The 26,470-nt window shown below is 67.7% G+C and carries 17 protein-coding genes, 2 tRNA genes, 1 pseudogene and 1 riboswitch; of the genes and pseudogenes, 11 read left to right on the top strand and 9 right to left on the bottom strand.

Annotated elements, in window-relative coordinates:
* Positions 1-32: 32 nt before the first annotated feature.
* On the bottom strand, positions 33-1,601 hold the full coding sequence (locus ACAG20_RS02395) for a helicase HerA-like domain-containing protein (protein ID WP_370491379.1): 1,569 nt from the start codon (positions 1,599-1,601) through the stop codon (positions 33-35).
* Between the two features lie 75 nt (positions 1,602-1,676).
* On the opposite strand from ACAG20_RS02395, the gene orn reads away from it, so the two are divergent.
* The 3 genes from orn to ACAG20_RS02410 all read left to right on the top strand — a co-directional run bounded on the left by orn (position 1,677) and on the right by ACAG20_RS02410 (position 3,487).
* Positions 1,677-2,333, top strand: a complete 657-nt coding sequence (gene orn / locus ACAG20_RS02400) for an oligoribonuclease (RefSeq protein WP_370491380.1) — start codon at positions 1,677-1,679, stop codon at positions 2,331-2,333.
* Between the two features lie 35 nt (positions 2,334-2,368).
* Positions 2,369-2,441: transfer RNA gene (locus tag ACAG20_RS02405), tRNA-His, on the top strand.
* A gap of 359 nt (positions 2,442-2,800) precedes the next feature.
* On the top strand, positions 2,801-3,487 hold the full coding sequence (locus ACAG20_RS02410; RefSeq protein ID WP_370491381.1) for a hypothetical protein: 687 nt from the start codon (positions 2,801-2,803) through the stop codon (positions 3,485-3,487).
* A 14-nt stretch (positions 3,488-3,501) separates the two neighbouring features.
* Here ACAG20_RS02410 and ACAG20_RS02415 read toward each other — a convergent pair whose 3' ends face one another.
* Entirely contained in the window at positions 3,502-4,731 is a 1,230-nt protein-coding gene (locus ACAG20_RS02415; RefSeq protein WP_370491382.1) for an Ig-like domain-containing protein, read from the bottom strand.
* Between the two features lie 153 nt (positions 4,732-4,884).
* Here ACAG20_RS02415 and ACAG20_RS02420 point away from each other — a divergent pair.
* Positions 4,885-4,957 (top strand) — tRNA-Lys (locus ACAG20_RS02420).
* 235 nt (positions 4,958-5,192) lie between these two features.
* Here ACAG20_RS02420 and ACAG20_RS02425 read toward each other — a convergent pair.
* Positions 5,193-5,573 (bottom strand): integrase, encoded by a 381-nt coding sequence (locus ACAG20_RS02425; protein ID WP_370491383.1) that lies wholly within the window; start codon positions 5,571-5,573, stop codon positions 5,193-5,195.
* Positions 5,574-6,070: 497 nt separating this feature from the next.
* Between ACAG20_RS02425 and ACAG20_RS02430 the strand changes: the two genes are divergently transcribed.
* Positions 6,071-6,427 carry a hypothetical protein gene (locus ACAG20_RS02430; RefSeq protein WP_370491384.1) on the top strand — a complete coding sequence of 119 codons (357 nt, stop codon included), beginning with the start codon at positions 6,071-6,073 and terminating at the stop codon, positions 6,425-6,427.
* Positions 6,428-7,062: 635 nt separating this feature from the next.
* Complete coding sequence (locus tag ACAG20_RS02435; RefSeq protein ID WP_370491385.1) at positions 7,063-8,001, top strand: hypothetical protein; 939 nt, start codon at positions 7,063-7,065, stop codon at positions 7,999-8,001.
* Between the two features lie 69 nt (positions 8,002-8,070).
* Here ACAG20_RS02435 and ACAG20_RS02440 read toward each other — a convergent pair whose 3' ends face one another.
* Positions 8,071-8,298, bottom strand: coding sequence for a DUF3618 domain-containing protein (locus ACAG20_RS02440; RefSeq protein ID WP_112686985.1), 228 nt, complete (start codon positions 8,296-8,298; stop codon positions 8,071-8,073).
* Between the two features lie 96 nt (positions 8,299-8,394).
* Here ACAG20_RS02440 and bcp point away from each other — a divergent pair, with 96 nt between their 5' ends.
* Both bcp and ACAG20_RS02450 read left to right on the top strand, forming a co-directional pair.
* The gene (gene bcp / locus ACAG20_RS02445; RefSeq protein ID WP_370491386.1) at positions 8,395-8,880 is read left to right on the top strand and encodes a thioredoxin-dependent thiol peroxidase; all 486 of its coding nucleotides are present in this window, start codon (positions 8,395-8,397) and stop codon (positions 8,878-8,880) included.
* A 23-nt stretch (positions 8,881-8,903) separates the two neighbouring features.
* The gene (locus ACAG20_RS02450; RefSeq protein ID WP_370491387.1) at positions 8,904-9,377 is read left to right on the top strand and encodes a VOC family protein; all 474 of its coding nucleotides are present in this window, start codon (positions 8,904-8,906) and stop codon (positions 9,375-9,377) included.
* 6 nt (positions 9,378-9,383) lie between these two features.
* Here ACAG20_RS02450 and ACAG20_RS02455 read toward each other — a convergent pair whose 3' ends face one another.
* The 4 genes from ACAG20_RS02455 to ACAG20_RS02470 form a co-directional block, all read right to left on the bottom strand.
* Positions 9,384-10,787: a dipeptidase gene (locus ACAG20_RS02455; RefSeq protein WP_370491388.1), complete on the bottom strand. Its 1,404-nt coding sequence runs from the start codon at positions 10,785-10,787 to the stop codon at positions 9,384-9,386.
* On the bottom strand, positions 10,784-11,176 hold the full coding sequence (locus ACAG20_RS02460) for a holo-ACP synthase (protein WP_370491389.1): 393 nt from the start codon (positions 11,174-11,176) through the stop codon (positions 10,784-10,786). The genes ACAG20_RS02455 and ACAG20_RS02460 overlap by 4 nt, the downstream gene beginning before the upstream one ends.
* A 92-nt stretch (positions 11,177-11,268) precedes the next feature.
* A complete protein-coding gene (locus ACAG20_RS02465; RefSeq protein WP_370491390.1) occupies positions 11,269-20,535 on the bottom strand; it encodes a fatty acid synthase subunit beta domain-containing protein in 9,267 nt (3,088 codons plus the stop codon).
* A gap of 434 nt (positions 20,536-20,969) precedes the next feature.
* Complete coding sequence (locus tag ACAG20_RS02470) at positions 20,970-21,692, bottom strand: DUF1906 domain-containing protein (protein ID WP_370491391.1); 723 nt, start codon at positions 21,690-21,692, stop codon at positions 20,970-20,972.
* A 66-nt stretch (positions 21,693-21,758) separates the two neighbouring features.
* On the opposite strand from ACAG20_RS02470, the gene ACAG20_RS02475 reads away from it, so the two are divergent.
* Complete coding sequence (locus ACAG20_RS02475; RefSeq protein ID WP_370491392.1) at positions 21,759-23,048, top strand: nitrate/nitrite transporter; 1,290 nt, start codon at positions 21,759-21,761, stop codon at positions 23,046-23,048.
* A 3-nt stretch (positions 23,049-23,051) separates the two neighbouring features.
* Here ACAG20_RS02475 and ACAG20_RS02480 read toward each other — a convergent pair whose 3' ends face one another.
* Positions 23,052-23,423 carry a DUF732 domain-containing protein gene (locus ACAG20_RS02480; RefSeq protein ID WP_370491393.1) on the bottom strand — a complete coding sequence of 124 codons (372 nt, stop codon included), beginning with the start codon at positions 23,421-23,423 and terminating at the stop codon, positions 23,052-23,054.
* An 803-nt stretch (positions 23,424-24,226) separates the two neighbouring features.
* A riboswitch (SAM riboswitch) is annotated at positions 24,227-24,338 on the top strand.
* Between the two features lie 32 nt (positions 24,339-24,370).
* Between ACAG20_RS02480 and ACAG20_RS02485 the strand changes: the two genes are divergently transcribed.
* The gene (locus ACAG20_RS02485) at positions 24,371-24,949 is read left to right on the top strand and encodes a hypothetical protein (protein WP_370491394.1); all 579 of its coding nucleotides are present in this window, start codon (positions 24,371-24,373) and stop codon (positions 24,947-24,949) included.
* A 1,223-nt stretch (positions 24,950-26,172) separates the two neighbouring features.
* Positions 26,173-26,470 (top strand): annotated as a pseudogene (locus ACAG20_RS02490) (hypothetical protein); the annotation flags it as partial.

A 26,470-nucleotide genomic window follows, 5' to 3' on the forward strand; every position in this document is an offset into this window, starting at 1 on the left:
GTCAGCGGCGATCGAAGCGGGTCGCCGCAAAATCACCTTCTGCGACGGCCGGTGCCCATCGCGCCGCGCGTGATCTGACCGACCACCACGGTAGTGACGGCACGTGTCACCTGCTTGCCCTCCCGGGTTGAGAGGAAGCGGGCGAGCCAGCGACCGAACCGCGTCCACCAGTGCACTTTCGGCGGCGGCGGCAGCTCGTCATACCCCTGGGCGTCGGATGGCGGCGCACTGCCCTGCCCCGATGCGAGCTTGCGGGACAAGATCTCATAGGCCGACTCGCGATCCACCGTCTCGCTGTAGACGGCGTGCAGCGGACTCGCCGTGGCCGCCGCGGTGATCGCCGCGTCGCCGACGGACGCCATCAGCGATCGCGGTGCCCGCAGCCGCGTCCAAGCGACCGGGGTCGGGGCGCCCCTCTCCGACAGGACGGTGACGATCGCCTCGCCGATTCCCAGTGACGTCAGCGCCGACTCCAGGTCATACACCGTGGTTTTGGGGTAGGTGCGCACCGTCTTGCTCAGCGCCTTCTGGTCATCTGGGGTGAACGCACGCAGCGCATGCTGGATCCGGGCGCCCAGCTGGGACAGCACGTTGGTGGGCACATCGGTGGGCAGTTGGGTGCAGAAGAACACCCCGACGCCCTTGGAGCGGATCAGCTTCACGGTCTGTTCGACCTGCTGCAGGAACGCCTTGGAGGCGTCGGTGAACAGCAGGTGCGCCTCGTCGAAGAAGAACACCAGCTTCGGCTTGTCGATATCGCCGACCTCGGGAAGCAGCGTGAACAGGTCGGCGAGCACCCACATCAAGAAGGTGGAGAACAACACCGGGCGGGCAGCTTGATCGCCGAGTTCCAGCAGCGAGATGATGCCGCGGCCCTGACCGTCGGTGCGCAGCAAGTCTTCCGGCTTGAGCTCCGGTTCGCCGAAGAAGGTGTCGCCGCCTTCGGCCTCCAGGTTGACCAGGGCACGCAAGATCACCCCCGCGGTCTGAGCCGATACCCCGCCGAGGTTCTTCAGTTGAGGCTTGCCGGCATCACTGGTCAAAAACGTGATCACCGAACGCAAATCCTTCAAGTCCAGCAGCAGGTAGCCGTTCTGGTCGGCCCAGTGGAAGATCAGCCCCAGTGTCGATTCCTGGGTGGCGTTGAGTCCCAGCACTTTCGACAACAGGATCGGACCGAAGCTGGAGATGGTGGCCCGCACCGGCACACCGATGCCGTCGGTGCCCAGTGACAGGAACTCCGTCGGGAACTCGGTCGGAGTCCACTCGTCACCGGTATCGGTGGCGCGTTCGGTGATCTTGTTCCCGGACTCACCGGGCCGCGACAGCCCGGACAGGTCGCCTTTGACGTCGGCCATCACCACCGGAACGCCGGCCGCCGACAGCTGCTCGGCGATCACCTGCAGCGTCTTGGTCTTGCCAGTGCCGGTCGCGCCGGCCACCAGCCCGTGGCGGTTCAAGGTGGCCAGTGGGATGCGGACCTGCGCGGTGGGGTCGGCGGTGCCGTCGATGACGACCGTGCCCAATTCCAGGGCCTGGCCCTCGGCGGTGTAGCCGGCGGCGATCTGCTGTGCGGCGTTCGCCGCCGAATCGGGACTCACAGGCCACGACATTACTTGGCCGGAGGGCACCGGTATGCGGCCACGACGGCGGCGAACGGCTAACCTGGGCTACTTGTGAGCGTTGCGCGAGACGAACTGGTCTGGATCGACTGCGAGATGACCGGCCTGGATCTGGGCTCGGACAAGCTGATCGAGATCGCCGCGTTGGTCACCGACGGTGAGCTGAACATCCTCGGCGACGGTATCGACGTGGTGATCCACGCCGACGACGCCGACCTCGACGCGATGAGCGACGTCGTGACGGACATGCACACCCGGTCCGGGCTGATCGACGAGGTCAGGGCTTCGACCGTCGACCTGGCGACCGCCGAGAAGATGGTGCTCGACTACGTCCGAACCCACGTCAAGCAGGCCAAGACGGCTCCGCTGGCGGGCAACTCGATCGGCACCGACCGGGGTTTCCTGGCCCGTGACATGCCCGCGCTCGACGACTACCTGCACTATCGGATGATCGACGTCAGCTCGATCAAGGAGTTGTGCCGGCGCTGGTACCCGCGGATTTACTTCGGCCAGCCCGAAAAGGGCTTGGCGCACCGGGCGCTCGCCGACATCCATGAATCCATCCGTGAGCTGAAGTTCTACCGCCGTACCGCGTTCGTCGCCCCTCCCGGACCGCCTACCAGCGACATCGCTGCGGTAGCCGCAGAGCTGGGACCGCCTTCGGACGCGCACGAGGTGATCGATTCGGTCGCTGAGCGTCCGAGCGGCTAGTATCGACGACGCTGCCTGCTCGGCTGGCAGCGATGGTGGCTGTAGTTCAGTTGGTAGAGCACCAGGTTGTGATCCTGGGTGTCGCGGGTTCGAGTCCCGTCAGCCACCCCGATAGGTCGGAGGGCTTTGGCCCTTCGACCTTTTTCTTTGGCTGGGTCCCGACCGGACTCGTTGACACAGCGGTGATGACATGGCTCGTCGTCCCTGATTACCTACCGTCGAACCCCGCCCGCCAACGAGATCTGCGCCACACTCCACATCCGCCTGAGCGCAGACCCGGCGGCGCAGCCGGGCTGCAGCCGCCGAATAGCGTAATTGCGCAGGTCACATGAGTTTTAACTGCCGTTGACACCGGCTGAAGCGCGGCGAGTCCAGTCGCCAAAAAGTGTCACCGCAGCAGATTTTTGTAACGTAATCAGGGCGCGTCGGTTTGGCGCGAATGTCACGTTTTGGTTACGGTGCCCTGCGTGCTCACGCAAGGACTGCTTGATCTGCGCATGAAATCCTCGGTTCTGGCGGCGACGGCGGTGTTGCCGGCCGCCGTTTTTATGGCCGGCAACGCCGGCGCCGACCCGGGAAACAACGACGAACCCGCGGCCATCGCCGAAGCGCCGCACCCTGAGGACGCGCCACCGCCGCCCCCGGAAGACGGGCCGCCGCCCCCACCCGAGCACCTGCCGCCGCCCGAAGACGCGCCACCGCCCGAGGTCTTTCCAGTGGGAGCCAATTGGGGCATGCCGGCGCCGCACGCGCTGCCGCCCGGCATCGCCAATGAGCGCGGCATGCAGGTCAAGACGATCCTCCTCTCACGCAGCATCAGCGAGGCGTTCCCGCAGGTGCACAATATGGTCGGCGTCCGGCCGGACGGGCAGCGCTGGCACCCGTCGGGGCTGGCGATCGACATCATGATCCCCAACCCGGGCAGCCCGGAGGGTATCGCCCTCGGCGATGAGATCGTGGCCTACGCGCTGCGCAACGCCGGCCGGTTCGCGCTACAGGACGCGATCTGGCGCGGCACCTACTACACGCCGGCCGGGCCCAGCGGCCGAGGCAACGGCCACTACGACCACGTGCACATCACCACGTTCGGCGGCGGATACCCCAACGGCAGCGAGGAGTACCTGCGCGAAGAAGGCGAACCGGCCGCTGTCTGACACCCGCTAGGACGTCAGCGAACCGGATCCTGCGCGTTGCCGGCTTCCCATTGCGACCAGGGCACATTCCAGTCGCCGAGGCCCTCGGTGCCAGGCAGCAGCGGCCCGCTCGTATTGCTGATCTGCACCACGTCGCCACGCTTGACGTGGTCGTAGAACCACAATGCGTTGCTGGGACTGACGTTGATGCAGCCGTGGCTGGCGTTGGAGTAACCCTGGGCGCCTACCGACCACGGTGCCGAGTGCACGAAGATCCCGCTGTAGGAGATCTGCGTGGCCCAGTCCACATCGGTGCGGTAGCCGTTGGGTGAGTTGACCGGCACCCCGTAGGTCGAGGAATCCATCACGATGTGCGGGAAACGTTCGCCGACGATGTAGGTGCCGTTGTTCGTCGGCGTGCTGTCCTTGCCCATCGACACCGGCATGGTCTTGACGATCTCACCGTTGACCCGCACCACCATCGACTTGGTGTTGTCATCGATGGTCGCGATGACCTCGTCGCCGATGACGAAGTGACTCGAGGCGTCGTCCTGGCCGAACACGCCGTTGCCCAGATCCACGCCGTAGGTGTTGACCGCCACATCGATCCTGGTCCCGGGCCTCCAGAAAGACTGTGGCCGCCACCGTACTTCGCGATTGTTGAGCCAGTAGAACGCGCCCGCCACCGGCGGATCGGTGGTGATCTCGATCGCCTTTTCGGCCGCCACCCGGTCAGCGATGTTCTCGTCGAACCGGATCGCCACCGGCTGACCGACGCCGACCACCTCACCGTCGCGCGGCATGACATACGGCATGGTCAGGTTCTGCGGCGAATGGGTCTGGAACGTCATCTGCCGGCTGGTCACCCCGCCCAGCCCCAGGGATTTGGCGTTCATCGTGTAGCGCTTGTTGTAGCCGAGCGGCTCGGTCGTCGACCAGGTCAACCCGTCGGGGCTGAGCTTGCCGTCGACCACCGCACCGTATTCGCTGACCATGGTGACCGAATCGAGCACGCCGTCTTCGGCGGTCACCGTCACAGGTGTGTCCACCGCCACGCCGACCGCCTTGTCGGTGACCGACGCGGTGACCTTGGGCACCAGCAGGTCGGCGAACGGGGTGCCCTTGTCGACGATGACCTTCGTCGCCTCCGCGTCGGCGTTGCCGCCGCAGGCGCTCAGCCCCAACACCGCAACCGGCACCATCAGCACCGCCGCCAGCCGGGACCGATACCCCCGGCAACGTTGTGTCGAACGAACCTGCCCCATGCCTTTTCCCACCTGACCCAGCTCAAACTGCTCGCACGCAGTCTAGTGGGTAATCGGGCATGCCGCTCCGCGTGCGACCCTGGCCCCTTGCCAGGTGATTTTTCTCCGCGGCGCGGCGCCTGTTATTGTCTTCCTCGCGGTCGTGACCGCCCAGCGCCGTTAGCTCAGTTGGTAGAGCAGCTGACTCTTAATCAGCGGGTCCGGGGTTCGAAACCCTGACGGCGCACAGCTCCGAGGCTGTTTTCAGCCTCACCAGCATGGCCCGATCCATCGGATATTCATCATCGTCGATCAGCGTGGCCACCGTCTTGCGGAACGAGTGCGACGTCACATCGGCAACCCGAGCGCACCATGCACCTTGCGTAGATCCCGGCCGAAGTTCGACGGATCCCGCCACGGGCCGGCCGCCGACGGGAAGATCATCACCTGCTCTCCCACGAAGTCCTTCCGCCGACGGCGTTTCAGCATGTCCACCGCGAACGCCGGCAACCGCAACGTCCTGCGTCCGGCCGCGGACCTGATCGTGTCGAACCGCTTGAGCCCCTCCCTGTGATGCGCACGACCTTGCCGGTGATGGCGATCTCCCCGGCCTTCCGGTTGTAGTCCGACCGGCGCAGGGCCAGCAGCTCAGAGCGGCGCAGGCCGGTGGCCATGAGCATGATGATCGGATCGCCCATGTCTATGGCCTCACACTCGGCTGATGCCGCGACCGTGCCGAGAAGCCCGGTCACCTGGTCCTCGCTCAGTTGCGGCGCACCCTTGGGCCGGTCCCCCTTGAGTGGGCTCACATCGCGGGCGGGGTTCACGGGGATGACTCCGGCCATGACGGCGAGCTGCAGCACTCCTATGAATCCGTGTACCAGGGCGATTACCTCGGCGCCATCCACGGACTGGAAGGCGCTCAGTCGACCGTCGAGCTCCTGGTGGCCCGGCTTGAAGAGGCGGGCGAGGGTCAGCAGGGGGCCGTCACGGATACGTCGCGGTCAGCGCCAGCCGCGGCGGATGGCCCTCCCGGGTATTAAGACGAATCAGTCACCGGACGAGAGTGAGCCGGGGTCGGTGGCCGGGATCCAATCCGCCGTCACCGGGGTCACCACTGAACTCCAGGTCGAAGACAGCGATGAGCGCAGCGAGAAGCCGGGCTGACCAATACCTCGCGGATCCTCACTTCGGGACCCCTAGGCGCGGGACCGTACCGGCGGCCACGGCCACGACCCGGCGGTGATCGACCCGTTCCCCGAAAAGCAACCACTCCGCGCCACAAAGTGAACTATCGTTCCGGCCAGTGAACGCGGGACCGACACCCCCGCACACGCAATCGATAGGAACCCCAACAGCAATGAACCGACAGCTCAGCGCAGGCGCTGCAAGCGCACTAGCCCTACTTCTGCTGGCCTCCCCAGCCACCGCCGAACCCGACCCACACATCCCCAACCCCTCCACCGGCTACTGCCCCGGCGGATCCATGGGCTCACCCATCTGGATGGGCTACTGCGACGGCATACCCTATCCCGACGGCACGAAGTGGCACACCCGCCAGTGGGGCGTCCCGCTGTACGGAAACCCGAACGGCCTAGCCGGCACCACCGGAAGCGGGCCGAGCGGCGCCGAATGCGTGGTGGACGATGGCTCGCCGGTGCCGCCACCGGCGCCGCCCGGCGGCTGCGGCGGAGCCGTCCCACCGCCGCAGGAATGACCGACGACACAACGCCAGCGGCGGCCGGTCCGCTACGACCACCGAACTCGACGCGGCACCGGAGCCTGGCCCCGCCCTGGCCCCACCCCGAGACGGCCTCTCGCATGGCGGGATGTGTACGATTCCGGACGAGTGGCCGCGCGGGAGCAACAATTCGGCCCAACACGTTCGTAGCCCGCCGCTGCGTTTGTCCTCACACTTGACTCAGGCCTGGTACTACAACCTGAACGGTAAGTGTGTTCGCTGGCTCCGGCCGGATTCCGGTGCGGGGTGCCGCGAATGCGCGGTCCGGAACCTTGCCGCGTACCTTGGTTTTAGCGCGGTCGACGCGGTTCGGCGCCGAGGCGTGGCGGCCTGGTATCTGGGTTTGCTCCCCCCGTGGAGTGGGCCGACACGCTAGACATACGCCAAAGCAAGATCTCGGGTCCACCTAATGTTCACCCAGCATTTTCGGGGTTAGGTTAGGTTTGCCTACGACCCATTAGCTATTCTCATGCTCGCAGGATTCTGTGGCCTAACTCTCGGGCCCAGTACAGGAAATCGACAAGGAGCTAGCTGTGGAGTTCGTCTTACATCCTCATAGGTCCAGGCGCAGTAGCGGGCAGGCGACCCGGATCGCGGCCGCCGGGATCGCCTTGGCGGGAGCGGGCCTGATCGCCGTCAACCCGATTGCGCCGGCGCTGCAGGACTTCCGGCACCACGCCGTGCAGTTGACGGGGTGGGAGTCGCTGTTCGAGCGGACCAGCGAGAGTATCGCCGCGCTGACGGAGAACTCCAATGTCAACGCGCTGCTGGACCAGTACGCCAGCAACCAGAGCGACTACAGCCAGCTGATCATGGGCATGGAGAACGTCCCGCTGGACCACCGGGAGGGTCTGGACCCGCGCTTCGTCACCTCGGGCTTCGCCGGCATCAACCATGCGATCAACCTCATGATCAACGGGGATGGCGGCGAGGCCATCGTCGGTGGAGAGCACCTCCGGTACCCGGGGTTGGAGGAGTTGTCGAATCAGGTATCCGAGTCACTCCAGAACGGGGACTTCTTCGGGGCTTTCAACCATGTGAACATCTGGCTGCTGTACGGCATTGAGGACATCGGCAAAGCCCTGGGCCCGGTGCTGTCCATCCCCGCCCTGGAGGCGATGAACCAGTCGAGTCTGCTGAACGAGTTCATCGGCCCCCTCGAAGGTTGGGCCTTTATCAAGCAAGCCAGCGACGCACTGATGGCGCCGACGATCGGCGCCCTCTACCAGCTGACTGAGAGTATCGGCGCGGCATCCGGCGGCGACCTGCAGGCACTGTTCAACCTGCCCGCTGACGTGTTGAACAGCTACCTCAACGGGTACGTCGTGCCCGAGACCGGCGATGTCTTCACAGGTCTGCTCACCGAAGGTGGCATCTACGACCTGCTGACGAACGAGTGGGCGGCACGGGCGGCGGAGGCGATCACGGTGGGCACCGCGCACCTGCCGGTCAACGCCGTGGATGTTCCTGACCCTGGGGAGGCCGGAGCCGACCTGTTTGGCGGGGACTTCCTGTCAAGCCTGTTCGACGGCAGCATCTGGGGCGCCTGACAGTTGCGGTGCACGACGGCCGGGAGGGACTTGGTCCTTCCCGGCCGTTTTGCTTTGGCGTCGCTGGGGTCAGCGGTTGCGAATCCGGCGGATCGCCAGTACCACGAGCAGGCCGCCGACACCGGCCAGCGAGGCCATCACCGCGGGTTTGGTGACGATCTCGACCGCGCGGATCTTGGCGCGCTCGGCCAGGTGGCGGGGGTTGGCCCGGTCGGCGAGAATGTCGACCGTCGACGCCAGCTGCTCACGCGCGGCGTCGATGTCCTTCTTGATCGTGTCGGGATCGCGCTCCGCCACTGTCGTCCTCCCTGTCCGCCTGATGCTGGCCCTGCCGAACTACCCTAGAGCAGCCGGGCGTGGTCGCACGCTCCGGCGAGCAGAAAGGGGTTATCAGTGGAGGACCGAGCGACCGACTCCGTACGCCTGGCGCCCGGCGACGAAGCGCCCGCATTCAGCCTCCCCGACGCCGACGGCAACACCGTGTCACTGGCCGACTACCGGGGACGGCGGGTCGTCGTCTACTTCTACCCGGCGGCCTCCACCCCCGGCTGCACCAAGCAGGCCTGCGACTTCCGGGACAATCTGGGTGAGTTCAACGACGCCGGTCTCGACGTCGTCGGCATCTCCCCGGACAAGCCCGCCAAGCTGGCCAAGTTCCGCGACGCCGAAGGGCTGACGTTTCCGCTGCTGTCCGACCCGGACCGCACCGTGCTCGCGGCCTGGGGCGCTTTCGGGGAGAAGAAGATGTACGGCAAGACCGTGCAGGGCGTCATCCGCTCGACGTTCGTCGTCGACGAGCAGGGCAAGATCGCCGTCGCGCAGTACAACGTGCGGGCCACCGGTCATGTGGCCAAGCTGCGGCGGGACCTGTCGGTGTAGCCACCACTTGTAAGGAGCAGCTCATGCCGGTGACGCGGACCAGTTTGTGGTTCGACACCCAGGCGTTGGAGGCCGCCGCGTACTACGTCTCGATCTTTCCCGATTCGACGGTCACCGACATCTCGTACTGGGGCCCGGAGAATCCCGAGCGCGACGGCACCCCGCTGGAGGTGTTGTTCGATCTGGACGGCCGGGCGTTCTCCGCGATCAACGGCGGACCGGATTTCACGTTCAACGAGGCCATCTCGATCCAGGTCTACTGCGCCGACCAGGCGGAGGTCGACTATTACTGGGACAGCCTGGGCCGCGGCGGCAAGGAAATTCAGTGCGGCTGGCTCACCGATCGCTACGGCCTGTCCTGGCAGGTCATCCCGCAGCGGCTGTCGGAGCTGATGACCGACCCGGATCGTGACCGGGTGGCCCGGGTGAAGCAGGCCATGTACGCGATGGTCAAGCTCGACATCGCCGGGCTGGAAGCAGCGGCCGCCGGGCCGTGAGTGTGCCTACCCGGTCAACCTACCCAGCTTCGCCAGCAGCAGCGCCTCGGCGGTGGCGGCCCGTTCCAGCACCCCCAGGTGCAGGCTCTCATTGACGCTGTGCGCCTGCGTTGCCGGATCTTCCACCCCGGTGACCAGGATGGCGGCCTGCGGATAGGCGGCGGCGAACTCCGCAATGAACGGGATCGAACCACCCATACCCATGCCGACCGGTTCGACGCCCCATGCTTGCCGGAACGCGGCCCGGGCGGCCTCATACACCGGGCCGGTGGCGTCGATGGCATACGGCTGACCGACATCACCGGGGGTGACGGTCAGCTGCGCGCCCCATGGGATGTGTTGTTCCAGATGCGATTTCAGTGCATCCAGGTGCTTCGCCGCGTCGCCTCCGGGGGCTACCCGCATGCTGATCTTGGCGCGCGCCCGTGGAATCAGCGTGTTCGACGACGCCGCAACGCTGGTGGTGTCGATCCCGATGACGGTGATCGCCGGTTTGGCCCACAGCCGCTGCGGCACCGAGCCCGAACCGATCTCGGCAACCCCGTCGAGCAGCCCGGTGTCTGCCCGTACCCGTTCCGCCGGGTAATCGACTGGTGCAGCATTACTTTCGTGAAGTCCCGCAACCGCGACGTTGCCGTCGTCGTCATGCAGACTTGCCAGCAGCCGCACCAGCACGCTCAGTGCATCGGGCACCACCCCGCCCCACAACCCCGAATGCAGGCCGTGGTCCAAGGTGGCAACCTCCACCACACAGTCGGCCAACCCGCGCAGTGACACCGTCAGCGCCGGAACCTCGGTGCTCCAGTTGTCGGAGTCGGCGATGACGATCACATCGGCGCGCAGCACATCGCGGTGCGCGGCGAGCAGTGCGCCCAGTGACGGCGAGCCCGACTCCTCCTCGCCCTCGACGAAGACCGTCACCCCGACGGGCGGTTGCCCGTCGTGCGCTCGGAAGGCCGCCAGATGTGTTGCGATGCCGGCCTTGTCGTCGGCGCTGCCACGGCCGTAGAGTCGGCCGTCGCGTTCGGTCGGTTCGAACGGCGGCGACGCCCACTGGCCGGCGTCGCCCTCGGGCTGCACGTCGTGGTGGGCGTAGAGCAACACCGTCGGCGCGCCTTCGGGCGCCGGATAGCGGGCGATGACGGCCGGTGCGCCGCCCTCCGCGACGATTCGCACCTCCGGAAAACCCGCCTGGCTCAGCAGGTCCGCGGTCAGCTGCGCACTGCGATGCACCTCGGGGCGCCGCGCCGGGTCCGCCCACACCGATTCGATGCGCACCAGGTCCTCCAGGTCGGCCCGTACCGACGGCAGCACGTCGCGCACCCGCTGGACCAGTTCTTCCGGGCGAGCAGACGCGAAAGCCCCCTGCGACGCACGATTTTGGGGGCTTTCATGTCTGCTCGGCGTCAATTGACCTCCAGGATTGCGACGGCCGCGGCAGTGTCGGCCTCGTGAGTGAGCGACACGTGGATCGTCACGTCCGCCAAATGCCGGGCGATCTCGCCCGAGAGCCGCACCTTCGGGCGCCCCCACCTGTCGGTGACCACCTCGATGTCACGGTGGATCGCCTCGGGCAGCACCGGTTTCTGGGCGAACCGCGACCCCGACCACGCCTTGATCACCGCCTCCTTGGCCGCCCACCGGGCCGCCAGATGCCGCGCCGCCGACGAACTCTTATCGGAAGCGTCGCGACGCTCGCCGGGAGTGAACGTCTCGGCGAAAACCGTTCCCGGCTGGTCGACCTGCTCGGCGAAGTCGGGGATCGAAACGAGGTCGATCCCCACTCCCACAATGCTCATGACAGTGACTATCCCCCTTCTACCGACCCGCGAGGGTGCGCACAAACGGTCTCATCCACGGCGTGTCGGCCGGGGACGCGCACGCTCGCCGGTCAGCCGATGTAGACGTCGCCGTCGCCGAGCCGTGCCGCCGGGTTGAGCAGCATCGCCGACTCCTGGCGCTTCTCCGACGTGTCGTGGTCGAACCGCCGGTCCGCGGGCCGCTCATACATCGGGCGGCCGCCGGCGATCGCCGAGGCGAGCCGACGCTGGCCGTCGAGCACACGGCTGGAAGCCTGCTCCAGGTACGCCTCCCGCTGGCCCGGGTCCAGCGCGGCCAGGAACGCCGCCGGGTGCACCAGCGCCACCAGACCGGAGACGTGGCCGAACCCGAGGCTGGTGACCAGTCCCGCCTTGAGCGGGAACTTCTCCCCCAGGTGCAGCGGCTCCCGCACCCACACGAAGTGCCCGGCGGTGGCCAGCTCGTCGTCGACGCAGTCCAGGCTGCGGTTGGGCGGGATGACGCCGTCGCGCAGCACCTGGCACAAGCCCATCAGCTGGAAGACCGCCGCGCCGCCCTTGGCGTGCCCGGTCAGGCTCTTCTGGCTGATCACGAACAGCGGGGCCCCTTGCGCGCGCCCCATCGAGTCGGCCAGCCGCTCGTGCAGCTCGGTCTCGTTGGGGTCGTTGGCCAGCGTCGAGGTGTCGTGCTTGGAGACCACCGCGACGTCGTCGGGCCCGACACCGAGCTTGGCCAGCGAGCGGGCAAGCAACGAGTCCTTGCCGCCGCGGCCGGCACCGAGCGCCCCCAGGCCGGGTGCCGGGATGGAGGTGTGCACGCCGTCGGCGAAGCTCTGCGCGTAGGCCACCACCGCCTGCACCGGTAAGCCCATCTTGGCCGCCAGGTCGCCGCGGGCCAGCAGGATGGTGCCCCCACCTTGCGCCTCGACGAAGCCCAACCGGCGGCGGTCGTTGGCTCGGGAGAACTTCGAGTCGCTGATGCCCTTGGCGCGCATCATCTCGGTGTCGGCGGTGGCCGCCATGTCACCGAAGCCGATGATCGCTTCCAGAGTCAGGTCGTCGTAGCCGCCGGTGACCACCAGCTCGGCCTTGCCCAACCGGATCTTGTCGACGCCCTCCTCGACCGACACCGCCGCGGTGGCACAGGCGGCCACCGGGTGGATCATCGCGCCGTAGGACCCGACGTAGCTCTGCACCACGTGCGCGGCGACGACGTTGGGCAAAACCTCCTGCAGGATGTCGTTGGGCTTGGACCGTCCCAGCAGGTTGCCGTGATACATGGTCTGCATCGAGGTCATGCCGCCCATGCCCGTGCCCTGCGTGCTGGCCACCAGCGACGGGTGCACCCAGCGCATCAGCTCGGTCGGGGTGAAGCCGGCCGACAGGAACGCGTCCACGGTGGCGACGATGTTCCACAGCGCCACCCGGTCGATGGAGGTGGCCATGTCCTGGCTGATCCCCCACACCGTCGGGTCGAACCCGGTCGGGATCTGCGCTCCCACGGTGCGCGACAGCTTGCTCTTGCGGGGCACTCGGATCTCGGTGCCCGCCTTGCGGATGACCTGCCAGTCGGACGAGTCCGGCACCGGACGCACCACGGTGTGCTCCGGGTCGAACTCGACGAACGCCCGCGCGTCGGCCTCGCTGGAGACCACGAACGAGAAGTCCTTGTCCAGGAACACGCTGACCAGCAGCGGCGAGGCGTGATCGGGGTCGATCGCACCGTCATCGACGAATTCGCGAATGCCCACTCGCTCCACCACGGTGTCGTGGTAGCGCTCGACGAGCTCGGATTCGTCGACGAGCTCCCCGGTTTCGGTGTCGTACCAGCCGGGGGTCGGGTCGTCTTCCCACTTGATCAGCCCGGTGGTCCAGGCCAGTTCGAGCACCCCGGCGGCCGACAGCTCACCGGAGACCTCCATCTCGAACCGGGTGCGCGACGAGCCCAGCGGGCCCAGCTCGGCGCCGCCGACGATGACCACCAAGTCGGCCAGGTCGACGTCGAGATCATCCCAGGCCGGCGGCGGCGCCGGGGTGTAGCCGCGCGGCGGGCTCGGCAGTGCCGCAATGGTATTCGCGGACTCTGGGGCCTCTTCGGCCGCGGTTTCGGCCGTCATCTCCTCGCGGGCCTTGGCGGCCAGCTCGGCCATGTCCAGGTTCGCCTCGGCCAGCCCGCCGGTGAGGTCTGCCTCGATCGGCGCATTGGCCGCGGCCACCTTGGATTCGACGTCACACAGGCCCAGCAGCATGGCTGCCATCTGCTCGGTCGAGTAGGTGGTGACGCCGGCTTCCTCGACCGCGTCGACGATCACGTCGTTGTGGCCCATCAGCCCGGTGCCGCGGGTCCAGCCGATCAGCGCGTGCGCCAGGCTGACCCGAGACGCCCACGACGACTCGGCTTTCCAGCGCGCCACCACCGCATCCAGCGCGGCCTTGGCCTCGCCGTAGGCGCCGTCACCGCCGAACATGCCGCGGTTGGGCGAGCCGGGCAGCACCACGTGCAGCCGGGAGGCGATGTCACGTTCGGCGCCGATCTTCGACAGGCCGCCGATGAGCCGCTGCACTGCCCACAGCAGCACCTTCATCTCCATCTCGGCACGAGCACCGGCCTCCGAGAGGTCCCCGGCCACGCGCGGCGCGGCAAACGGGAACAGCAGCGTCGGGGTCTGCGCGTCCTTGAGGTGAATCGACTGCGGCCCAAGGTTTTCGGACTGCTCGGTGCCCACCCATTCGACGAGGGCGTCGATGTCGGCGTAGGAGGCCATGTTGGCCGGCACCACCCACAGCGCCGCCCCGAACCGGGCGTGGTCGCGGTAGAGGTTGCGGTAGAAGCCCAGCCGGTCGTCGTCGAGCTTGGAGGTGGTGGCGATGACGGTCGCACCGCCGTCGAGCAGTTGCCCGACCACCGACGCGGCGATCGAGCCCTTCGACGCACCGGTCACCACCGCGACCTCGTGGGCGTAGCGGCCCTTGCCGGGGTTCTCCGCGCCCGCGGCGATGCGGGCGAACAGCGAGGCGTGAATCTGCCGTCCCGCCGCCAGCGCTTTGCCCTGCCACCAGGTTGCCTGGGTGGCGACGACGTGGCCGGTGCCTTCGAAGCGCTCGGCGAGCCGCGGCCAGTCGGCGTCGATGTCGCCCTCGTCGGTCAGCCACAGCTTGACCAGGTCCTCGCGGGCACTGGCCCACCGGTCGTCGAACAGCACCGCCTTGCGCCCGTCGAACACCGGCGCCACCAGCCGCGGCCAGTCCGACCCCAGCTCGGCGCTGACCAGGTCGATCAGCTCGCCGTCGGTGGCGGCCTCAGCCACGGTCACCGCGTCGTCGAAACCGAGCTGACCCAGCACCAGCCGGGCCGCGGAGGCGAGCACGCCGTCCCGGCCGGTGATCTGCTCGGTGAACTCACCCAGCGCGGCGGCATCGACCGTCGCACCGCCACCACCGCCGGCCGACGGCAGACTGACGGCCACACCGCGGCGGGCGGCGACGGCAGCGACAGCACTGTCCACAACCTTGTCGACCGCGGCCGCATCGGCCAGCGCCCCCTCGTGCAGGCCGCCCAGGGCACCGCCCCGAACGCTGCTGCCTTCGCGGGTGCCCAGCGCCACCTCGACGGTGACGTGCTTGGCCCAGCCGTCACCGAGCTCCCAGGTCTTCTTGACCCGTTCGGCGATGGCGGCCGGGCGCTTGCCCGACGGCCCCAGCACAGTGCGCAGCTGGTCGTTGATGGCGTCGGTCAGCACCGGGCCGTACGGCTTGTAGGTGCGCGCCAGCTTGGTCACCTGGGACTTCAGTCCGGCCAGGTCGGCCTCGGCGGCGCCGTCGATGGCACCCAGGTTCAGCTCCGAACCCAAGTCCACCAGCAGCTGGTTGCGTCGCGACGACGCGCCGTCGGTGATGGATTCGATGGAGTCCAGCGCCTCGATCTGGTCGATACGCATCTTGGCGCTCAACGCGATCAGCGCCAGCGTGGCGTCGGCGGCGTCGAAGCCGATGTCGTCGGGACGGGGAGCACCGGGCGGAGCCGCTGGCGAAGCCGCGGCGACGGCCGGGGCGACACCAGACACGGGCGCACCGTCCGACGCGCCAGCGTCGGAATCCTCGGCAACCGGCTCATCTTCCGGCTCGGGGTCGGTGTCGGTGGCGAACAGCACCGCGGCGTCGCGTTCGGCGTTGAGCACTTCCACTGTGCTGTGGGCGTATTCGGGCAGCTTGAGGGTGTTGGTGGCCAGTCCGGCAACGGTCGGGGCCGACTTCACCCCGATCTCGACGAACCGCTCCACGCCCAGGCCGCCGGCGGCCTCCTCGATGAACAGCAGGTCCTGGGTCTCGATCCAGCGCACCGGGCTGGCGAACTGCCAGGCCAGCAGCTCGATGACGATCTTGCGGCACAGCTCGGCTGGCTTCTCGTTGCGCCAGGTGTCGTAGTCGGCCAGCACCTCGTCCAGCGGCTCGGCCGGCACCAGGTCGCGGATCTCCTGAATGAACTCGCGGTCCAGGCTGAACGGCTTGGGCACCAGGTTGGGGATGTAGCGGCCGATGATCAGCTCAGGGTCCTTGTCCCGCGGCATCACCCGCTCCAGCGAACGCCGGAAGTCGTCCACGCCGATGCGCAACACGCTGGAGTGGAACGGCACGTCGATCCCGGGCACCAGGATGAACGAGCGCTTGCCGCCGGAGATCTCGCGGCGCCGCTCCACCTCTTCCTCAAGGGCTTCCAAGCCGGCCACCGTGCCGGCGATCGCGTACTGCGAACCCCGCAGGTTGAAGTTCACGATCTGCAGGAATTCCCCGGTGCGCTCGGCGATCTCGGCGACGAACGCGGTGACGTCGGCGTCGTCGAGGTCGATCTGCGACGGTCGGATGGCGGCCAAGCGGTAGTTGGAGCGCCCCAACGCGTCACGCGGCACGATGTCGTGCATCTTCGAGCCGCGGTGGAACACCACCTCCAGCAACGCCTCCAGCTCGTAGACACCGCTGACGCACGCCAGCGCGGTGTACTCACCCACGGAGTGACCGCAGGCGATCGCGCCTTCGACGAACGCACCCTGCTCACGCATCTCGGCAACCTGGGCGGCGGCCACGGTGGCCATCGCCACCTGGGTGAATTGCGTCAGGTACAGCACGCCCTCGGGGTGCTGGTAGTGCACACCGGAGGCGATCAGCGAGGTCGGGTTGTCTCGCACCACGTGCAGCACCGAAAAGCCCAGGGTCTCGCGGGTGAATTTGTCCGCGGAGTCCCAGACCTTGCGGGCGGCCTTGGAGCGGGCTCGGACCTCCATGCCCATGCCCTTGTGCTGGATGCCCTGTCCCGGGAACGCGTAGACGGTCTTCGGCGCGGTCAGCCGCGCGGTCGCCGACATCACCAGGTCCGAACCGATCCGCGCCGACACCTCCAGTACCTCGGCGCCCAGGTCGATTCCGACCCGGTCGACCCGGAAGTCGACGTCGTCGCCGGGCTTGACCATGCCCAGGAAACGCGCGGTCCAGCCGACCAGCCGGGCCGGCGGACGGGCCTGGCCGTCGGTGGCCGTGACCACATGCTGGGCCGCGGCCGAGAGCCACATGCCGTGCACGATGGGCGATTCGAGGCCGGCCAGCAGCGCGGCGGCCCGGTCGGTGTGGATCGGGTTGTGGTCTCCGGAGACCACCGCAAAGGGCCGCATGTCCACCGGGGCGGTGACAGTGACGTCGCGACGGCGCCGCCGCGGGGTGTCGGTGGCGTTGTCGGAGACCGCACCGCCGGCCCGGACCGGGTCGGTCAGTTCCGCGGCGCCGGTGCGTCCGCGGATCGCGAACCGCTCCTCGAGGGTGGCCAGCACCGTGCCATCGGCCGCGGCGACCGTGACCGAGACCGGGACGACCCGTCCGACCTCGGTGTCGGTGGCAGCCGAAGCCGTTGCGGTGACGCTCAATTCGGCCGGCTCGTCCGGCAGCGCGGCGAGCAGATGTGCGGCGTGGTCCAGGTGCACCAGCGACAGCAGACCCTCGACGACGGGGAAGCCGGCGTCGGTGGTCGCCGCGCCGATGGCGGCGAACACCGCGGGCCAGCACCGGCCGACCAGCGCGTCGGGCACGGTGGACAGTCCCGGCGCCAGCGGTGCGCCGAAGGTGGCGGTCACCCCGGTATGGTCGGCGACCTGCTCCGGGTCCCACTCCACCGTCACGGTGGCGGTGCCGTCGACTACCGGCGGCAGCGCGTCCGGCCCGTCGACCCCGGCCGCGATGGCCAGCACCGCGCGCATCGCGGTGGCCGCGTCCTCGGTGGCGACCAGCGGGATGGCGCCGTCAGCGACCGATGGCGGCACGGTGAAGCGAATGGTGATCCAGATGCCCGACAGCGGCACGCTGAGCACCACATGGTCTTCGGCGGTCCCCGCCGAACTGACCTCGAGACGCGCCCCGGTCGTCGGGTGGGTGGCCGCCCGGTTCTCCTGCACCTGCCATTCGTCGGAGGCGCCGATCCGGTGCACCGGGTTGGTGGTGGTACGGCCCGCCCACAGCACGTCGGGCGCGTCGAGCAGTACGGCCAGCGGGCCGGTCACGTCGAGGCGGCCCTGGCGGCGCGCGGTCACCGGTCGCGGCTGCACCCCGTCGTTCGTCGAGGCGGCCAGCACCTGGTCGATCGCCGCCTGCTCGAAGCGGTCCAGCAGTTCGCCGACCGGCTCGTCGACCCGGGTGATACCGGCCACGGCGGTGATGCCGGGAATGATGCAGACCTGCTCGGCGGTGTAGCGGGCGTCGTGCGCCTGCCACAGCGAGTCGCTGCGCCACCAGCGACGCACATCCTTGTCGATCACCGGCACGAAGTTGACCGGCTTGCCCGGCGTCTTGCACAGCTGGGTGAAGAACGGCGCATCAGCGGGGTGCAACACGACGGTCTCGGCGTCGGGGTAACGGGCCACCAGTGCGGCGATGGCGTCAGCCGGACGCTCCAGGATCGCGGCGTCGCCGGCGGTGAACAGCGTCTCGATCGGGCCGGATTCGACCTCGTTGAGCCGGGCTTCCGCGCGCTGCAGCATCGAGCCGAACCGTTCCCGCCAGGTGTCGGCCAGCCAGGGGCTGTCCGGTGACGCGGTGTCAGCGGTCGAGTCGCCGTCACCGATCGCCAGCTCCACGTACCGGCGCAGCCACTGCGCGTACGTCATCTCGGTGACGTCGCCGAAGTAGGGCTTGGCGGTGTTGGCCAGCGCGGCGATGATCTCGTCACGGCGGGCCGCGACCGCGTCACCGTCACCGGCGACCTCGTCGAGCAGCCGGCCGCACCGCGAGGCGGTGTTGTCGATCTCGTGGATGTCCGCGCCGAGCTGGCTGCGCGAGGAGGCCATGCCGCCCTGGGCTTTTCCTGCGCCGATCCAATGGTCGGTGCCGGTGGTGTCGACGAGCATCTGCTTGACCGCCGGCGAGGTGGTGGCCTCCTTGGTGGCCATCGCCGCAGTGCCCACCAGGATGCCGTCGACGGGCATCAGCGGGAAGCCATGGTCCTGCGACCAGCGCCCGGACAGGTAGTCGGCGGCACGCTCGGGGGTGCCGATTCCACCGCCGACGCAGAGCGTGATGTTGGGCTGCGAACGCAGCTCGGAGTAGGTCGCCAGCAGCAGGTCGTCGAGGTCCTCCCAGGAGTGGTGACCACCGGCGCGGCCGCCCTCGACGTGGGCGATCACCGGGGTGGTGGGCACCTCGGCGGCGATGCGGATCACCGACCGGATCTGCTCGACGGTGCCGGGCTTGAACACCACGTGGCTGATGCCCGCCTCGTTGAGCTCGCCGATCAGCTCGACGGCTTCCTCGAGGTCCGGGATGCCGGCGCTGATCACCAATCCGTCGAACGGGGCGCCCGACTGACGGGCCTTCTGCACCAACCGCTTTCCGCCGACCTGTAGCTTCCACAGGTACGGGTCGAGGAACAACGAGTTGAACTGGACGGTGCGGCCCGGCTCGAGCAGCGTAGTCAGCTCGGCGACCCGGTCGTTGAAGATCTCCTCGGTGACCTGCCCACCGCCGGCCAGCTCCGACCAATGCCCGGCGTTGGCGGCCGCGGCGACGATCTTGGCGTCGACGGTGGTCGGCGTCATGCCGGCCAGCAGGATCGGCGACCGGCCGGTCAGCCGGGTGAACTTGGTGTCGAGCTTGATCCGGCCGTCGGGCAGCTGTACCACCGACGGGGCGTAGCTCGTCCACGGCCGGGCCACCTCCGGCACGGCGCCGATGGTGAACAGGTTGCGCTGCCCGCCGCGGGTGGCCACCGGCACGATCCCGATGCCCAGGCCGCGGATCACCGGTGCGGTCAACCGGGTCAAGATGTCGCCGGGCCCCAGGTCCAGGATCCAGCGGGCGCCCGCGTCGTGCAGCGCGGTGATCTCGTCCACCCAGTCGACCTGGTCCACCAGGATCGACTCGGCCATCGAGCGCGCCAGGGCGACGCCGTCGGCGTCGAAACCGATCTGGGCGGCCCACTTACCGACGATCTCGATGCCGTCGGACAGCCGCGGCGAGTGGAATCCGACCTCGACCTGCACCGGTTCGAAGACCGGCGCGAAGACCGCGCCGCCGCGCAGCTTGTTCTTGCGCTCAGCGGCCTCCTTGTCGGCGATCTGCTCGCAGTACAGCTCGAACCGTGACAGCTGTTCGGGGGTGCCGGTGATGACGACCGCACGCCGGCCGTTGCGGATGGACAGCACCGGCGGCAGCACGGTGCGCACATCGGTGGCGAACTCTTCCAGCAGTTCCTGGATCCGTTCCGGGTCGGCGTTGTTCACCGACACCATGGGCGGGCGGTCCCCGAGGATCGAGATGCCGCGACGGCGGGCCACCAGCGTTCCGGCGGCCCCCACCAGCTGGGCGATCGCGAGCAGCTGGACGTCGGCGGTGCCGCCGGCCTTCAGCGACTCGACGGCAAGCACGCCCTGCGAGTGCCCGGCGGCGGCGACCGGCGGGGCGGCCGCCAGGTCCAGGCCCTGGCGTTCCAGCGCCCGCACCGCGGCGATCTGGGTGAGCAACACGCCCGGTACCGATACCGCGGCCGAGGTCAGCTGCTTGGCCGACGGGATCGGGTCCTCGGCGGCCAGCGCACGCACCCACTGCAGCGGCTCGAAGCCGATCGGCCGGACCACGACGAGTTCCTTGGCGACCGGCTCCAGCAGCAGCTCCGCCTCGCCGGCCAGCGTGGCCAACTCGGTCTCGATGCCGGCGGAGGAGACCAACTCCTCGAGGGACTCCAGCCAGGCGCTGCCCTGACCACCGAAGGCCACCGCGTACGGCTCACCGGCAGTGAGGCGATCCACCAGGGCGGACGAGGCGTTGGCGAACGGGCCCGGGCCGGTCCCGTCAGCGGACACCCGGTCATGTTCGTGGATCGTCACGTTAGATATCTCCCTGCTCTGGAACATCGCGTCTTTGTTGTGCCTGCCGGCATGACCGGCTTGGCCCCGATCGGGCAGCGGGCTCTCGCGTCGTCGCGGCCGCGCTACAGCAGTAAGAGTGTCATAAGAACCTGTGCCGTTTCGGCAGCTAATTGGTTACTCATGAGTTCTACGCTCGGGTAACCCACCTGCGGATATCACGCGCTCCGACCACGCTTCGATCGTCGGGGAACAAACGTCCTGCATGCGCGGGGTTACGGTCGAGTAGCCACAACAGCCCTGATCAAGGCTGCATTGTTATCTAATCGTTATGTTCGAATCCGGCCGGTCAGGCTGTCGTAGACAGCCACTGACGCAGTGTCAACCCGGCACCGTGATCCGCGCCACCCGACGAGCGGCCGCCCAGCCCCGTGCCCCATCGTCCCGGGCGTGGGTCAGGCCCACTGACCGAACCGGGGCGTCAGGATCTGATTGATGTCGACACCGACGTTGCCGACCTTACGTTTGTCGACCTCGACCTGATGCAGGTTGGCCGCCTGGTGCGCAATACCGCCCGGCGACCCCCAGTTGTGCTGCCAGAAATAGGAACCCAGGCCCTCTTGCACGGCCCACTCGATGGTCGTGGAGTTGGCGTACACACCGGTACGGTGCTGCCCGATCACCGATTCCCAGCCGCGAAGGTAGGGGGCCACCTGCGTCCGGTACTGCTCGTAGGACGGGTCGTCGTCGATGGAGGCGTAGATCGGGGCGTCATCAGGGCCGCCCGCCGCGGCATGCAGGTGCGAGCCGCGTTGGGCATGCTCGACGCCGGCCTCTTGACCACCCAGCCAGTCGGCGGTCGCCTGTTTGCCGTACTGGTAGCAGGAGACGATCACCAGGCCGTTCTGGTGCAGATCGTGCGCCTCGGCCGGCTGGATCGGCTTCCCGAGCATCCAGTCGGCACCGGGCCGGCGGTCCGAGACGTAGCGGATGGCGCCGACGGCGCCGGCCGCTCGGATCTCTTCGGCGGTCAGGACGCCGGCCGAATAGTCCAGCAGGATGCCCAACGGCTCCGCCCGTGCCGTGGTGGCCGACACTGCCGATGCCGCGGCGCCCAAACCGATCACGGCCGGGGCGGTCGCAGCGAATTTGAGCACGTCGCGCCGCGAAACCAACACGCACCAAACGATACGGCAGCACCCGTCGAGCACCGGCGTCTCACCACCACAGGGCAGGATGGCCGGGTGACACAGCTGCGGATCACGGATCGCTCATGGCGTCCCTGGGCGGTATGGGGCACCGGCTTGCTGTCCTATGTGGTCGCGGTGCTGGACCGCACCACCTTCGGGGTGTCGGGCCTGGACGCCGCCGACCGGTTCAGCACCGGCCCGAGCACGCTGTCGTCGTTCGTGATCCTGCAACTCATCGTGTACGCCTCGATGCAGATTCCGGCCGGCGTGCTGCTGGACCGGTTCGGCCCCAAGGCGATGATCGCCGCGGGCGTCGCGGTCCTCTCGGCGGCTCAATTGACGCTGTCACTGACCCATTCGCTGCCGATCGCGATCGGAGCGTACGGCGTGGTCGGGTTGGGCGACGCGTTCGTGTTCATCTCGGTCATCAGATTGCTGCCCAATTGGTTTGCGCCGGAACGCGTCCCACTGCTGACCCAGCTCACCGGGATCTGCGGCCAGTTCGGCCAGTTGCTCTCGGCGGTACCGTTTCTGGCGATTCTGCTGCACCAGGGCTGGACTGCGGCTTACCTGTCGGCGGCGGCACTGGGGGTGCTGGCGGTCGCGCTGACCCTCGCGGTGTGCCGGGACGCTCCGCCCGGGGCGCCGATCGCCATGCAGCCGCGAACGTTTCGGGCGGCGTTCGGTGAGGTGAAGACGGTCTGGTCCCGGCCCGGCACCAAGCTGGGCTTCTTCACCCACCTCGGCACGCCGTTCTCGGCGAACGTCTTCGCGCTGATGTGGGGCGTGCCTTACCTGACTACCGCACAGGGGCTTTCACGCGCGCTGGCCGGTGCGTTCCTGACACTGTCGGTGGCGACCTTCGTCGTGGTCGGACTGTTGGTCGGCACGTTGTCCGCGCGTCGGCCCCAGCACCGGACGGGTCTGGTGCTGGCGATGATCGCGCTGACCGCCTGCACCTGGGCCGTGCTGCTGGCACTGCCCTCCCCCGCACCGCACTGGCTGCTGGCGTTGCTGATCGTGGTGATCTCGGCCGGCCAGCCGGTCTCGATCCTGGCATTCGACTTTGCCCGCACCTACAATCCGCCGGCCGCGCTGGGCACCGCGCAGGGCATGGTCAACACCGGCGGCTTCATCGCCACGCTGGTGATCATGCAGGCGATGGGGATCGTGATCGCGATGGCGGGCGGCTTCTCATTCTCGGCCTTCCGGCTGGCCTGGGTCGTGCAGTACGTCATCTGGGGGCTGGCCGCGGTGGGCGTGGTGGTCAATGCCCGCAAAGCCCGCGACTTCGGGGCCCTCGGTGAGGTGCAGGCGCGGGTTGTTGTTGCCGGCGAGCCGTGAGGCTCACGCAGTCTTGTTGTACGGGTCCGGCGATTGCGGGCAATAGGCGTGCCGGGCCGCGGTGATGACGCCGTGTGCTTCTGCTGGTGTCACCTGCAGGTGTGCGATCACCGAGATCGGCACCAGCCGCGGCGCGCCGCTCAACGCCGAACAGACCGCATGGCCTTCTTGCACCAGCAGATCACCCAGCGACTCGCACTTGGCGCTGCCGCAGATCTGCTTGGCGTAGTCGGGGTGAAGTCCCTCGTGTTCCAGCTCTGCGAAGAACACCTGGTCCTCACCGCTGGGATCGTCGGCGAATGCCGTCGGCGGCGGGTTTGCGATGACACCGGCCAGTACCGCGCTGAAGGTGGCGAAGACTGCTTTTCTGTTCATGATGGTGCACCAATCCCGCGAGGATGACGACGTCCATTCTCGCACCGGCAAGGCGCTGGCGACATGGCGAAATCGATTGGAGATTTTGTGCGGGCGGAGGGACTCGAACCCTAATTATTATGCAGGTAGCAGACCTATGCACCGCGTTGACCTGCTGTTTAAGGTGTATTGAGATAGGCTCAGATAGACGCTGCTAGACCCAGAATGTGGGGGAAATGTGGGGGCAGATCGGTACGCTGGTAACTATGACCGGAAGCGAGGCCACCAGCGAACGAGGCTTGACATTCGGCGAGGCCGCCCGACGTCTGGGCGAGGACGTCAACATCGTCCGCCGATGGGTGCGCACCGAGCAGTGTCCGGTGATCCGAGACGCCGTAAGGTCCGTATCCCGGCGGCGTGGGTTGACGACCCGCGAGTGTGGCTAGCCGGACTGACCAACGGCTAGCGCGGGTTCGACCTCAGAGCCTCGAATACTCAGTGCACCAACAATTTTGTGCCGTCCGGGTGTTACTTACGGGCACCCAACTATGGGCCGACTAGAGGATGGCCCGGCGACGTTGTGCGAGGCCCGATGGTCGCTGACCTGCGCCGGGAGATCGGTCGACTGGAGGCTTCGCGGATTCCTCCGGGCCCGGAGTCGAAAAAACCGTGGTACCTGGCGGAGTCGGCCTTGGCGGGGATCACCCAGCCGCCGGGAGGGCACAGTAGCGCCTCAGGGCGTCGAGGACGGCCGTTTTATCGGCCGGGGTACTTCTTTTCCTCGCGTCGGGTCCTTGTCGGCTCGTCTCGGTACCCTGGAGGGGCTTCATGAGTTGCCGTCGCCAAGCTCCGACTTGATGGCACGCCAACCCCACGCTCGTGGGTGGCTCGGATGACGAAGCGGCCAACACCAACCGGTGTCGGCAAGAGCGCCTCCCGAGCGGGGGCTCCACAAGTTGGAGATCATCATGTCCAGGTATGTCTGGGAACTTCCGGGTGCAGACGCGCAGTGCGCCTTTCACGGGTCAGGCCACCAGATCTTCCACGTCCAGTTCAACGTCTCGATGCGCAACCCGGGCCCGGTCATCCCGGTCACCGCGTCGGTGGACGATGACGGGCTGGTGCACCTCGAGGGCGATGGACTGAACCTGGTGCTATGGAATCACGACCCGGAGGCACTACGGGCGGCGTTGGACGGCTTCGGCGGTCGGGCCGACTGGAAACCGCGCTGGCACATCCTCGCCGTCCCGACGGCGTCCCGGATCGGCGGCGCGCGCAGCGTATTCAGCCTGGCGACGCCAGAGCAACGCACCGAGTGCCGTGCCCGGGTGGTCGCTGCGGATCCGCCGCCGTGGGGCGAGCCGCCGGAGGCCTGGGAGCGTTATCAACAACGCGCTCAGGCCGAGCAGGAAGCCCGCAACGCCGAGCTGCGCAACATCGACTACAGCCACATCCCGCCACTGCGGGTAGCTGATCGCTACGCATCCGGCCGCAGGTATTCAGCGCCGCTACCCGGCCAATCCGGAACCGACGACGATGAGCGCTGAACGCGGCTGGATCGGCGAGCCGCAGCCGGTCAAGGAATGGCACGAATCTCGTGCCTCCGCCGCACGTCGCTGGGTCGAGGCCGAACAGTGTCGCCGTCGGGAGCGAGGGGACTACAGCACGGTGACCGTGAAGTGGTGAGAACGCGTCGCGTTCTGACCGCCCGCGAGCAGAACGAGTGCGCCGCGCCCGACGAAGTTCGCGCTACCGAGCCAGACAACTGGAAGCCTGTTACATGCTCGGCCTGGAATGCGCCCATCTGCTTGCCCCCTGGGCGCCCGGCAATGTCGACCATGGATGAGTTCCGCAGGCTCGCCGAGGAGCTTGGGGTACTGGCCCGCCACCACCGAGGCCGAACACACCGCCAAGCTGCGGGCCGACAACGACCGCTTCGCACGGAATTTAGGTCACCAGACTAATGCAGCGCGGGGGGCTAACTTTCCATCTGCGCCGGGATAACCCGTCCGCGTGCCGAGGCCACCAGCATCACCACTACCGCCAGTGCCGTTCCCGACGTGGACGCCGCCCGCGTCACTAGAAGCGGAGCGAGCCCCGGGTCTGTGCTACGCGACGTTGGATGTGTAGATCATCCACCTGCTGTCATCGCCGCACAGCATTGGGCGACCGTCGACATTCTGCGCTGACCACCCGCTGACACAGGGCTCCCCAGCCCGCATAACCCCGTAGAGCGGCGGCGCTTTGGACCACGTCTGAACACCGGTACGACCGTCCTTCAGGCAGATGAAAGTTCGCGCGGGGGTGCCGTCTACACCAAATGCGTAGTGCTGGGGGCCACCTTTAGGCGCGCAGGCCATCCCCTCACGGGCGTCGGTGGTGAGGTTAGGTACGCAGGATGGGACGTTGGCACAGACTGGGTCCGCTGCAGCAGCTGGCGCAGTGAGAACGGGCACTGCCGCCCCAACAGCCACCAGCGCCAGCCCGATTCGGTGTAAGTGCATATGTCATCTCCCACCCGGATCATTGCCTGCAATAAATAACCAGCCAGCTACCGCGTCTTGGTCGTCGTCTATTGGAGACAGACCGTAGCGGCAACTCCGGAACATGGGGGTACAAATTCCTGCGAAAACCTGATCGGCAGATGGTGCGACTCTGGATGGCCCGTCCGATTCGAGGCAAGTCTCGAGCGGCAATCTGGTACCGCCGCACGCCCTGACATTCTTATCATCCACAGCCACACTGGCCGCTGACGTTCTAAGCTCCTCCCATGCCGAAGAGACTCGTAACGGTTGCGTCGGTGGTCGCGAACATGTTTGGCGCGGTTCTATTGTTTTTCAGCCCCGCGAGCAACGCGATGCCCCTACGGTGCACGAACATGATCAACTACGCGGGCGACCCGCGCGGAAACGCCGAGATCAACGGCATCGGCTGGCAGACAGGCGAGTGCCCCGCACCGACGACCGGATCGAGTTCGGCGATGCCCTTGCGGTGCACGAACATGATCAACTACGCGGGCGACCCGCGCGGAAACGCCGAGATCAACGGCATCGGCTGGCAGACAGGCG

Source organism: Mycobacterium sp. pW045 (assembly GCF_041287085.1).
In the GTDB taxonomy this organism is placed as follows: Bacteria; Actinomycetota; Actinomycetes; order Mycobacteriales; family Mycobacteriaceae; genus Mycobacterium; species Mycobacterium algericum_A.